This is a genomic window from Halobacillus amylolyticus, assembly GCF_022921115.1.
Classification (GTDB): domain Bacteria; phylum Bacillota; class Bacilli; order Bacillales; family Halobacillaceae; genus Halobacillus_A; species Halobacillus_A amylolyticus.
In genome coordinates this window covers 4,094,544-4,106,499 of sequence record NZ_CP095075.1, presented here as the reverse complement: position 1 = coordinate 4,106,499, position 11,956 = coordinate 4,094,544, and the positions used below count along the sequence as shown (strand labels likewise).

Genomic DNA, 11,956 nt, shown 5'->3' with positions numbered 1-11,956 from the left:
CCCAGGGTAAGAGATGCAAAAATTAAAGGGATCGATCCTTTGACTCCTCGAATAGAGAGGTTCCCAGGTTTCTTGCATCATCTAGGTTACTATTTCTTCTTCCGTTGATACCTTTTTGTTTTTCGGTCTTGTGGTCTAGGCATAAAAAATGAGCGACCCCCTTCTTATGCAATTTAATTACATAAGAACAGAATCACTCAGAAAGTTTGTCTTGGTTAATAAGACACTGTATTAACCAATTTTTTAATTATTTAGATAACCAAAACCCCATCATATCAAGCCTTATAAGCCTTTTTCAACTGTGTCACGAGCAATCATAACTTCTTCGTTCGTAGGAATGACCATCACTTTAACAGGTGAATGCGGATAATTGACAAATGCTTCTTTGCCTCTTACCTGATTTAGAGAAGGATCCCAGTACACTCCCATAAACTCTAGGCCTCTTAACACACGTTCGCGAATCGATGTACTATTTTCACCGACACCAGCAGTAAAAATAATGCCATCAATGCCGTGCATACGAGAAGCGTAAGAACCGATATATTTATGAATCCGGTTAGCAAACACTTCCAGTGCTAGTTCTGCACGCTCATCACCTTCAGATGCTTTTTCTTCAATATCTCGTAAGTCACTTGAGAAACCTGAAAGCGCAAGCATTCCACTCTCTTTGTTTAATACATTCATCACTTCACTAGCCGATTTACCCGTCTTGTCCATGATAAATGGAATGAGGGCAGGGTCAATATTCCCCGAACGTGTACCCATAGTCACTCCGGCAAGTGGTGTGAAGCCCATCGATGTATCAATCGACTTTCCACCTTCAATCGCTGCAATACTTGCTCCGTTCCCAAGATGGCAGGAGAGCAAGCGAAGTTGTTCTACTGGACGACCAAGCATTTCAGAAGCACGTTCTGTGACATACTTATGTGACGTACCATGGAAGCCGTATTTACGAATTCCATACTCTTCGTAGTATTCATAAGGCAGGCTATATAAATAAGATTGTTCCGGCATCGTTTGGTGGAAAGCTGTGTCGAATACAGCGACATGCGGCACATTAGGCAATACTTCCCTAAAAGCACGAATTCCGGTCAAGTTAGCAGGATTGTGAAGTGGTGCCAGATCAGATACACCTTCAATCTCCTTAATGACGTCATCTGTAATCAAGACAGATTCACTAAAGCGCTCACCACCATGCACAACACGGTGTCCTACCCCGTTTATTTCATCGAGAGATTGGATAATTCCGTGACCTGTAAGCTTATCTAAAAGCAATGAAACAGCCACACTATGATCGGGAATGCTTGTTACCGTTTTATCCTTTTCTCCATTAAATTCTATTGTAAAGACAGCGTCCTCCAGGCCAATACGTTCAATCAGACCCTTTGTTACAACTGTTTCTTCAGGCATTTCGATCAATTGAAATTTTAAAGAAGAACTACCTGCATTTATCGCAAGAATACTATTCAACGTTGTTCATCCCCTTAAAATATAGGTTCGTATCTTTCTACCACTACCATTTAACCACCCGTATGACTCGTTTTCAAGGTGAAAGGAACATGATAACGTTTACTTGATATATTTCTTATATTCTCACAATTTCATCGTTTTATATTCACTGAACCACTGATTCATTTGAGCAAGAATATCTGCCATTGCATCCGGGTTCTTAAAGGATGGAAGCTTTACCAACAGCGCTTGCTTAGGAGGTTTTGTTTTCTCACCTTTCTTCTGCAAAATTAAGATACTTTTACCGTGCTTTTCGTCCTTAAAAAGCGAATCTGACAGCTGAAGCATTCCAACAATATGCGCTTCCTCTCTAAGATGCTCGTTAAGGGACTGAGACTGATCACTGTCGAAGAGGAAATTTGGAACGATAAACATTAAATATCCTCCGGCTTTTGTATAATTTAGCCCTTGTTCAATAAACAAATGATGGGCATAGGAGTGATCTTCTTCAGCTTTTAGGTTATATTGTTTAGCTTGTACATCATCCGGATAATACCCCACTGGAAGATCGCCAAAAACAAAGTCGACCGGCTCCATTAAGAACGGGCGTAGACTATCCTGATGGAAAAACTCAATAGGATTCTCTTGTAAATTTGCATTGGCTACAGCTAATTGAATTAATGTATGGTCCACTTCACTACCGTAGGCTGTAAGGTCCAGCTCAAGCTGGTTCATTACTGACGTTATTAAGTTCCCAGTACCGGCAGCAGGGTCAAACAGTTTCAGCTTCCCTTCCCCTTCAAATAACTTTGAGGCAATATACCCCATAAACATGGCTACAGAATCAGGTGTTATCAGGTGTTGTTGCTGTGTTGCACCCTTCATTCCCTTTAAAATAGCAAGTTGTACGGCTTTACGTATTTCTTCTTTCTCGTACTCCCCTTTAGTTATTTTCACTAACTGGTTTGTCAATTTAGTAGACAATTGCTCGCTTATATCATCAAAAGGCTGCCCATTAAATAATGTATCCAGCGTTTCAGCAACTGCTTCTAAGTACGTAATATTCATATCCATTTCGACAATGGTTGCTGTCTCATCAATCCATTCATATAACTTACCTACCTGCTCTTGTTTCATCATAATCCTCCTGTTTGTTTCCGACTTTCATCTCATACGAATAGAACGCATTGCAGCGTCCGTTCCATGCGTTCTCAGTCAAGCCCTTGATTCTATTCACAACCATAACGAAAAATTGAACGGACTTCAACATAATCCATTCGTCTGGTCCTATTCATTCAATCCCCGATCACAATTCCCACCTATTCATCCGTCTGCTATAGTGTGGTAAAATACATAATGAATCCCACTTAGGAGGCTTTCGCAATGTCCAATCAACGCAGAAATCTCTATTTTTATTATCATCCAAATGACGAGTTAGAAGAAAAACTTGCACCCTTATATCAGCTTGCGATAGAAAATGATTTTAACATTGTTGATGATTCCAAGGATGCAAATATTATTATATCTGTAGGAGGAGACGGTACATTCCTTCAAGCAGTTAGAAAAACAGGCTTTCGCCAAGACTGCTTGTACGTTGGAATTAGGAGCAAAGATGAGGCTGGACTTTACTGTGACTTTAACCTAGATAATTACAATGAAATGGTCGATTCCATGCTTAATGCCGAACTTGAGGTTCGCCGTTTTCCAGTCATTGAATCGACCGTGAATAATGAATCAAGCTATTGTTGTTTAAACGAGTGCAGCGTCCGCTCCACCCTTATTAAATCGATTGTAATAGATGTATTTATTGACGATACTTACTTTGAAACGTTTCGTGGCGATGGGTTGATCGTGGCAACTCCGACGGGCAGCACGGGCTATAACAAATCGACAAAGGGCGCTGTTGTCGATCCGAAACTGCCTTGCTTTCAAGTAAGCGAGCTTGCCTCACTAAATAATAATCGCTACCGTACACTCGGTTCGTCCTTTATTTTAGGCCCTGAGCGAACACTGAGATTGAGTGTTCGTCAAGACGGTAACGACTACCCAATTATCGGCATGGATAATGAAGCCTTCTCCATCCGTAACATCAAAGACATAACTGTAAAATTAAGTGACAAAGTGATAAAGACAGTGAAATTGAAAAATAACTCCTATTGGGAACGGGTTCAGCGTACCTTTTTATAAAAAATCTGTTCAAATGCGAAAGCCAGGCAATAAGCCTGGCTTTTCCTTATACTCGTTGGTACATGATCTCACCATCTACTACCGTCATCGTTACCATAGCATCTGCCAATTCATGTGGTTTAAGGGCGAATAAATCTCGATCCAAAATGGTAAAATCAGCAACGAAATTTGTTTCAATCATTCCTTGTAAATCCTCTCTCCCAATGGCATAAGCACTTCCCTTTGTATATAAGGAAATGGCTTCATATACGGAGAGACGTTCTTCAGTCTGGTACACTTGATTGTCGTAGCTTGCACGACGATCTACCGCAGCTCGTATTCCAAGCAGTGGGTTTATTTCCTCAATTGGAGCATCAGATCCCCCGGCACAGACAATACCAGCATCCAACAGCGTCTTCCACGAATAGGAGGTTTTTAAGCGAACATGACCAAGACGATCCATCACCCAAGGAAAATCTGAAGCAACAAAAGTAGGCTGGATATCAAGAATAACATTCAGCCTCTTTAATTTATCTATCAGTCCTGGGCTTAAAATTTGGGCATGAATAATCCGATCTCTTTCACCTGTTTGGAGAGGATATTCCATAATAACATTGGCAATCGCTTCCGTTGCAGCATCTCCAATAGCATGCACAGCGATAGGCATGTTCCGTTTGCGCGCCTTAAGGACAATTTCTTTCAGTTGGTCCTCTGTATAGATGGCCACACCTCGATTTCCCTCATCGTCAGCATAATCATCAGCCAACCACGCTGTTCTGCCGCCAAGTGCTCCATCAGTGAAAATTTTCACAGCGCCAAGCTCCACAAATTCCGTACCTTTCTTAAACCCTAAACCCTCTTCATCCATATCCTCCAGTACTCCATTATGCACGAGCAGGTGAGCCCGAAACTTAACGTCATCCCCATTAATCACCTCAGTAAAGGCATCATAAGTCTTTTTAAAGCCACCGTAATAATTAAGATCTTCGCTATGACCTCCAACCAGACCATGAGCATGCATATCACTAACAGCAAGCCCTGTCGCTTTTCTTAAGTATTCTAGAGTAACCTCAGGCATTGCCTGCTTAATTAAATCCTGTGCTTGATCATGAAAGTAACCCATTGGTTCGAGTTGGCCGTCACGTACGATCACACCACCTTGAGGATCAGGCGTCTGCCTATTCACTCCAGCAAGCTCCATTGCTTTTGAATTGGCTAGCAAAGCATGGCGACATACTCTTGTGAGCACGATCGGATGGTTGCTTGTCAGCTCATCTAACTCATCTTTATGTATGATGCGTTTATCTTCCCACTGATTTTCATTCCAACCTTCACCAATGATCCAGTCACCTTTATCTAGCTGTTCAGCATGAAGGCTTAAGGCTTGCTTCACCTCTTCAGCTGACTTCATAAAAGATAAATCAAGCCGCATAAGCCTTTCCCCGTGGCCGATGATATGAAGGTGACTATCCGTAAAACCAGGGTACATCACGGCCCCTTTTAAATTGATTTCCTCCGTGATAGACTCTTGGTAGGAAGTATAAAGGTCTTGAGTCTGTCCTGTAGCTACAATTGTTCCACCATCAGAAATAACTGCCTCAACCCATTCCCCCTCCGTTTTCATCGTATATATTTTACCGCCATACCATAACTTCATTTACCTGCCCCTTCCTATTGATTCTATTTTTACAATACATAATTTGGCCGAAAAAGTAAAAAATTGTGTTGCAAGTATAGACTCGAAAATACACCGTTTTTGAACCATTGAAGCTGAAATTTGCATATTTGACACACGAAGCGCAATCCCTCGTAAAAAGCTCACGATGCGATGCAACGTGAGCCTTCCACTTAAAGCAAATCCTCAAACTCGTCTTTACTTTCTTCATTACCATTTACTTCCACGATATAGGATTGCTCAATGGCGTCAGCAATATCCTGACTGAACTCGACAGTAGACTCATAATAGCTCGCTTTTTCCCTTGTTGGCTTAGTTTTCGGAGCTTTCGGTACAAAAATCGTGCAACAGTCTTCATACGGAAGCACAGAAAGATCATACGTGTTAATCTTTCTTGAAACACCTATAATTTCAAGCTTATCCATAGCTGCTAACGGGCGAATAATAGGTAAGTTCGTTACTTCATTAATGGCATTCATACTTTCCATCGTTTGACTTGCCACTTGACCAAGGCTCTCCCCGGTCGTCAAAGATAAAATTTCTTGTTGCTTAGCTATTTGCGCACTAATTCTCATCATCATCCTGCGCATAATCGTCATACTGTACCCTTCAGGTGTCTCACGGTGAATTTTCTCCTGGATAGCGGTAAAAGGAATAATATGGACCTTTATTTTGTTCCCGTACTTAGAAAGTTCGCTCGCAAGGTCCAGCACCTTTTGCTTGGCACGTTCACTCGTATAGGGGGGAGAATGAAAATGAATGGCTTCAAGCTCCACGCCCCGCTTCAATGTCAAATATCCTGAAACCGGGCTATCGATCCCCCCTGAAAGAAGGAGCAGTGAATTACCAGTTGTCCCGACCGGAAGTCCGCCGGCACCCGGGTAATCCTGTGCAGTTATATAAGCAGCATCATTTCGGACCTCTACCTTTAACTCAACATCCGGGTGATGAACGTTAACAGTGATCCCTTCCGTATTTGAGAGTACATACCCGCCGATCAGTTGATTCAAGTCTTGCGAGCGGATTGGGAACTCCTTGTCGGCTCGCTTAGCTGACACTTTAAATGTTCGTGCTTCAGGAGAATCTTGTAACGCAGCCAATGCTGCCTGCTTTATTACATCTGCATCTTTCTCCACTTTTATTGCAAAACTTAAGGTATGGATTCCAAAGACTAGCTGACACTTATTCATTACTTGATAAGGATCTTCACCGTTTAGGAGCACATACATCCGGTCCCTTTTTTTAGAAACACGAACATTGTTGAATTCCTTCAACTTTTTGATTAAATTACTTTGTAGTTTACGTTCAAAATACTTTCTGTTTTTCCCTTTTATAAACAATTCACCATAGCGAATTAAAATGTGATCAAATTCCATAGTTACCTCCCCATCGATGTTTTTAAATGAACAATCGCCTCTTTTAGTGCTTGAATGAATTGATCAATTTCTGTCACTGTATTTTGATAGGACAAGCTAATTCTTAACGATGAAGTTGTCCGGGAAGCATCTATCCGACAAGCCTTCAAAACTGAACTAACATCCGGTTGTTTAGAGGAGCAAGCAGATTTTGTAGAAATATAAATTCCTCTCTGGGCTAGTGTATGAATGATTACTTCTGGCTTAAATCCAGGTAGTGAAACATTTACGATGTGTGGAGCACTATTGACAGGAGAATTAATAAGCAATGAATCTATTTGACTAAGCTGGTGCCTAACATATTTTTGAAGACTAATTAACTCTGGCAAGTGATTTTGTTCCTTATCCATAATTAACCTTAGTGCTTTAGCAAAGGCCACAACCGCTGGCAAGTTCTCTGTCCCAGCTCGCTTCCCATTCTCTTGACTGCCACCATGCAGCAACGGAAACAGGGTTACATTGCCGCGCACAAACAATGCCCCTGTTCCTTTTAACCCGTGAATTTTATGTCCAGATACTGAGCACAAATCAATGTTTGACTGCCCAACATTCATCGGTACTTTTCCAAGTCCTTGAACATGATCAACGTGGAAAAACAACTTCGGATACTTTTTTGCTATCTTCCCGATTTCCTGAACAGGCTGAATCGTCCCAAGTTCATTATTAACTGACATAATGCTTACTAAGATGGTATCTTCGCGTATTGTATTTTCGAGATCGCAAGGGTCGACGTAACCTTCCTGATCTACACCGAGATAGGTCACCTCAAATCCAAGGTCCTCCAGCCCACGGAAAGCTTCTAATACCGATGGATGCTCGATCTGTGTTGTAATCATATGCTTTCCTCTATTTTGATGCTGAAGAGCAATTCCTTTAATAGCCAAGTTGTTAGCTTCCGTACCTCCAGAAGTAAACAGAACCTCATTAGCCTCGATCCCCATTATAGCAGCCACCATGTTCCGTGATTTTGTAAGCAGTCTTTCCGCTTCACTTCCTAAAAGGTGGATAGAAGAAGGGTTAGCATAATAGGTCGTTGCTGCCTTCATATAACTTTCCAGTACCTCTGGTAATGGTTTCGTTGTCGCGCTATTATCTAAATAAATCAATTCGGTGGCACCCCTTTTCTACGTTGGCAGTCCATTATACTATCATAACATGCTCCGGAAATAAATATTTGCACTCATAAATAAAGCTAGCATCCTTGTTAGATGCTAGCTTAATGCAAATCGATCTAATTTAGATTTTGTGTGTGAAGGAGAGTGTCAATGCGTAGCTTTCCACCTTCCCTCATATCTTCAGCCCAATTTCCCATTATCACGTGCGTCTCCATTTATGGTTTCTTTGTAAGGCCTTCAGTCTTACCCATTTCTTCCGTTAACGATCAACTGTTAAACTTCCTAAACAGGTACTTGTTCTCCTTCTTCAATGCGGCTGAATGCATCTGGATCAACTTCCTTTATTGCTGAACTAGCTTTTTCTAAAGCTTCCTCGTAACGGTAAGATCTGAAATCATTTTCAGCTTCAAGCAGTTCTGCAGCTAATAAAGGATACTTACTGCGATAGCGGTTTCCATATTGAATGAGACGCTCAACTAGATGGGCCTTTTTAATAAGAACTTCGGCATCTTGATTAACCGCCTGTGTATGTTCGATTGCTGCTCCAAGCTTATCATTCACTTCCACCATGTCCAACGGCTGTAATTCGAGGCTTTGAAACACATGATCAATATCTTCACCGGCTTTTTGCATTTCCTCGAAAAAATAGACAGGAATGCCAGGTAGATTACTTCTTTTCAACCGTCGATGAGTGTCAAGAATCAACTGTTCCATTTCAGCTAACTTATTTTTAGCTTCAAGCTCATCTTTACGAAGGGTTTGCACCCGTTCGTTAAAGCTCTTGTGCTTAACATTAAGCTCGCCTAGCTGTTCTTTAAATTCCTCAAGCTCAACCCGAAGCTCTGAAAAAGAAGTTTCCCCATCTTCACGTTTTTTTTCAAAGTTTAGGTACTTTTTCTTTAGAAGTGTCATGGATTGATCTATTGTACGGTGGGTTTCTAGATCATCAGACTCCATTTGATAGGTCACCTGTAAGTCGTCTAACTCTCGGTTTGTCTCTTGTAACAACGTATCCAACTCTTCAAGAGATGCCTGGAAGGAGGGACGCTGTTTCTCAACAAATGTGTTAGCAAGAGCTTCTTGTTCGAGTGTTTGATAAATTTCCTGAATTCGTGTATCGATTTCCTCTATCAGCGCTTGAACGCCTTCTTGATCACCTTTCTCCAGAGATTCCACACTTTTTTTCAGTTGTTCCTGATAATTCTCTATTTCTGGTATAAAACCAAGGTGTGAAACACGGTAGCCTTCCTCGTCCATATCTCGCATACCAGCCAGCAGCTCTGATAACTGTTCAGGAAGTTCGGTTTGAGTTTTCTTTAAATGCTCCGGGAAGGACGCTGCTTCTTCAGATAAAAGAACAAGTTTATCGCGGACCGACTGAACAAGATCATTTGCTTCCAAATAATTTCCCTGCTCAACTTTTTCCTCATACTTATCTAGGTCACTTTCCAGCTCTTCAGCTCTAGATTCAAACAATCGAACAGCCTTACCGTATTGATGCCGGTTATGTATGAGCTTCTTCTTCAATTCTTTTAAGTCAGGAGCTAAAGCTTCAATTTCTAAGCGACTGCTTTTCTCCGAATCTAACAGCACTTCTAACTCATTAAACATTTCTTCTATATCTTGCTCAACAGCTTGCAGCTTTTTCTCCGTGTGATTCAGCACTTTTCTTACACGTTTCATCCGATAACGATCAGCTGCTTCTTCAGCATCAAACAGGTCTTCTTCTAGATCGGGAAGTTCTCTAGTTAAAATCTCATCCCAGCGACTACGCCACGTTTCAAACCGCTCCTGAGTTTGACCAGAGAGATTTAATGCTTTTACACGGGATAATTCTTCTGTTACATTACGATTCATGATGTCCATCTTCCATCCCTCTAAACGGTCGACTTCATCATATACTTTCTTTCGCCAGATCAATCCGAAGATGATCAGTGCGATCAGTACTAAAATGCCCCCAATGAAGTACCTCATAAACAGCCTCCTTACAAAATACACGTTCGCAGATCTTTACGTTTTTATTAAAAATTAGTTATCTCTTATGATACCATGGATATAATCATTTTGGCTAAAATATTTCAAATTTATTAACATATTGACAATTAATGCAAAGGAGAGGAAGAGTAAACATATGATTGACGGTCATATTCATTCGCCTTACTGTCCACACGGGACTTCTGACTCCCTTGAATCTTACGTGGAACAAGCAATTAAAACTGGATATACATCTATGACATTTACTGAGCACGCCCCCTTGCCCCCATCCTTTAATGATCCTGTACCAACCAAGGATAGTGGGATGAACCCACGGCTTCTCGAAGCTTATATAAATAATGTGAGAAATGTGAAGAAAACTTACGAATCTGACATTGAGGTTAAGGTCGGGCTCGAGGTTGATTATATTTCAGGCTTTGAGGAGGAAACGAAGCTTTTTTTAGATGAATACGGACGCTTTCTTGACGACAGCATTCTATCTGTTCATTTTTTACCCATAAAGAAGGATTGGTACTGTATTGATTACAGTGCATCTGTATACAGAGAAGCCCTGGCAGCAAGCGGCAGCCCGAACAATTTGTATCAGTTATATTATGATGTTTTAGTTCAATCTATTTCAGCTGATCTAGGAGTCCATAAGCCTAACAGGATTGGTCATATGACACTAATTAAGAAATTCCAGCAGCTTTATGAACCGCCTGTAGCATGGGAACAGATGGCCATAGATTTTTTAGACCATGTGAAAGAAGGTTCAATGACACTTGATTATAATGGAGCGGGGATGTACAAAGAACATTGCAAAGAAGCCTATCCACCACTAAAGATTGCTAGAAAGGCTTCTGCAAAGGGAATTCCACTTATATACGGTTCAGATGCACACAGCAGCTCTGCAATCACACAGGACTATGATGGACTTGATTCTTCTCTCATACGCTAAAGACTCGTTTTGCTTTTAACGCTTTACGATCCATCATAAGGGAACTGTACACATCAATAAAATGAGCTATCGATGTATCCGAGTGCAGCGACTCTTGAAATTCTAGTGGCATAACGAACGGTGCATTTAATAACCCCTTAAGCTGGACTAAGCACAATTTTTCTCTATATGTGATCTCAAGCTTGTTCGTTTTGTTAAATAAAAGCTTTGTGAGCAAATGGTTTTCTTTAGCTAAATAGGTTACCAGCATTTCTCTGGCAAATACTGTATTTAATGTTAACTCTCGATTGACCAAACAAGAAAGTTGATAATGTTCCTGCTTATAATGTAAAATTCTTTTCACTAATGATTCTAAATTTTGTTCCGCATTTGTATTAACCTCTTGTTCGATTATTTCAAGGTAGGGTTCAAAATAATGAATAGCTAGTGATTCGAACAGCCCTTGTTTACTTTTAAAGTAGTAATGAATCAATGATACGTTAACCTTTGCACGATTGGCGATATCTCGAACGGATGTCCCGCTGAACCCTTGACTGTAAAATAATTGGCATGCGACATCTAACACCTTTTGTCTTGTTGAATTTTGACGGTTCATCATTGGATTCCTCCTTACTAGGGAATTCCCTACAAACGATGAATTTCCTCTAAAAATCGTACACCAATTACCGACAAGACGGCAGGAATCCTGTCGAACAATAATCTTAAGGAGGCTTTACTATGTTTCAATCCACACATTATAAAGGAACGAAGGAAGATCAATATCACATGCTCATCAAACAACTAGATGCCCTGCTTGATGGCGAACCTGACGAAATAGCGAATCTCTCAAACGCATCGTCGTTATTAAATCAATTTCTCGATGATGTGAATTGGGTAGGCTTTTACGTATGGAGGGAAAATGAACTTGTTTTAGGGCCTTTCCAAGGTCTTCCAGCGTGTGTACGTATCCCCGCTGGTAAAGGGGTTTGCGGAACAGCTGTCTCGGAGGGTACTTCTCAACGAGTCCATGATGTGAATGCCTTCCCAGGTCATATTGCCTGTGATTCAGCCAGCCAATCAGAACTCGTCGTTCCGATTTTCAAAGACGGGCAAATCTATGGGGTTTTAGATATAGACAGTCCCTCTATAGGTCGCTTTGATGAAGCGGATGAAGAACATCTATCCCTTTTTGTTAAAACATTAGAAAAGCATATTTAATCATGAA

10 protein-coding genes are annotated in these 11,956 nt (G+C 41.0%); 3 read left to right on the top strand and 7 right to left on the bottom strand.

Annotation, left to right across the window (positions count from 1 at the left end; all coding sequences use genetic code 11):
- Positions 1-282: 282 nt before the first annotated feature.
- Positions 283-1,470, bottom strand: coding sequence for an acetate kinase (locus MUO15_RS20625; protein WP_245032353.1), 1,188 nt, complete (start codon positions 1,468-1,470; stop codon positions 283-285).
- Positions 1,471-1,593: 123 nt separating this feature from the next.
- Positions 1,594-2,586, bottom strand: a complete 993-nt coding sequence (locus tag MUO15_RS20620) for a class I SAM-dependent methyltransferase (RefSeq protein WP_245032351.1) — start codon at positions 2,584-2,586, stop codon at positions 1,594-1,596.
- 246 nt (positions 2,587-2,832) lie between these two features.
- On the opposite strand from MUO15_RS20620, the gene MUO15_RS20615 reads away from it, so the two are divergent.
- Positions 2,833-3,636 (top strand): NAD kinase, encoded by an 804-nt coding sequence (locus tag MUO15_RS20615; protein ID WP_245032349.1) that lies wholly within the window; start codon positions 2,833-2,835, stop codon positions 3,634-3,636.
- A 46-nt stretch (positions 3,637-3,682) separates the two neighbouring features.
- Here MUO15_RS20615 and MUO15_RS20610 read toward each other — a convergent pair whose 3' ends face one another.
- The 4 genes from MUO15_RS20610 to ezrA all read right to left on the bottom strand — a co-directional run bounded on the left by MUO15_RS20610 (position 3,683) and on the right by ezrA (position 9,794).
- Entirely contained in the window at positions 3,683-5,272 is a 1,590-nt protein-coding gene (locus MUO15_RS20610) for an amidohydrolase (protein WP_245032347.1), read from the bottom strand.
- A gap of 191 nt (positions 5,273-5,463) precedes the next feature.
- Positions 5,464-6,666, bottom strand: coding sequence for a tRNA uracil 4-sulfurtransferase ThiI (thiI, locus tag MUO15_RS20605; RefSeq protein ID WP_245032345.1), 1,203 nt, complete (start codon positions 6,664-6,666; stop codon positions 5,464-5,466).
- Between the two features lie 2 nt (positions 6,667-6,668).
- Positions 6,669-7,811: a cysteine desulfurase family protein gene (locus MUO15_RS20600; RefSeq protein ID WP_245032343.1), complete on the bottom strand. Its 1,143-nt coding sequence runs from the start codon at positions 7,809-7,811 to the stop codon at positions 6,669-6,671.
- Positions 7,812-8,102: 291 nt separating this feature from the next.
- Positions 8,103-9,794, bottom strand: a complete 1,692-nt coding sequence (gene ezrA / locus MUO15_RS20595) for a septation ring formation regulator EzrA (RefSeq protein ID WP_245032341.1) — start codon at positions 9,792-9,794, stop codon at positions 8,103-8,105.
- 157 nt (positions 9,795-9,951) lie between these two features.
- Between ezrA and hisJ the strand changes: the two genes are divergently transcribed.
- Entirely contained in the window at positions 9,952-10,752 is an 801-nt protein-coding gene (gene hisJ / locus MUO15_RS20590; protein WP_245032339.1) for a histidinol-phosphatase HisJ, read from the top strand.
- Here the strand turns inward: hisJ and refZ are convergent.
- A complete protein-coding gene (gene refZ / locus MUO15_RS20585; RefSeq protein WP_245032337.1) occupies positions 10,742-11,350 on the bottom strand; it encodes a forespore capture DNA-binding protein RefZ in 609 nt (202 codons plus the stop codon). The genes hisJ and refZ overlap by 11 nt on opposite strands.
- Positions 11,351-11,469: 119 nt before the next feature.
- On the opposite strand from refZ, the gene MUO15_RS20580 reads away from it, so the two are divergent.
- The gene (locus tag MUO15_RS20580) at positions 11,470-11,949 is read left to right on the top strand and encodes a GAF domain-containing protein (RefSeq protein WP_245032335.1); all 480 of its coding nucleotides are present in this window, start codon (positions 11,470-11,472) and stop codon (positions 11,947-11,949) included.
- Positions 11,950-11,956 lie beyond the last annotated feature (7 nt).

Excerpts from the sequence above, each read along its gene's own strand:
- MUO15_RS20620 (WP_245032351.1), bottom strand. The coding sequence starts at position 2,586 with ATGAAACAAGAGCAGGTAGGTAAGTTATATGAATGGATTGATGAGACA.
- MUO15_RS20615 (WP_245032349.1), top strand. The coding sequence starts at position 2,833 with ATGTCCAATCAACGCAGAAATCTCTATTTTTATTATCATCCAAATGAC.
- MUO15_RS20610 (WP_245032347.1), bottom strand. The coding sequence starts at position 5,272 with ATGAAGTTATGGTATGGCGGTAAAATATATACGATGAAAACGGAGGGG.
- thiI (WP_245032345.1), bottom strand. The coding sequence starts at position 6,666 with ATGGAATTTGATCACATTTTAATTCGCTATGGTGAATTGTTTATAAAA.
- ezrA (WP_245032341.1), bottom strand. The coding sequence starts at position 9,794 with ATGAGGTACTTCATTGGGGGCATTTTAGTACTGATCGCACTGATCATC.
- hisJ (WP_245032339.1), top strand. The coding sequence starts at position 9,952 with ATGATTGACGGTCATATTCATTCGCCTTACTGTCCACACGGGACTTCT.
- refZ (WP_245032337.1), bottom strand. The coding sequence starts at position 11,350 with ATGATGAACCGTCAAAATTCAACAAGACAAAAGGTGTTAGATGTCGCA.
- MUO15_RS20580 (WP_245032335.1), top strand. The coding sequence starts at position 11,470 with ATGTTTCAATCCACACATTATAAAGGAACGAAGGAAGATCAATATCAC.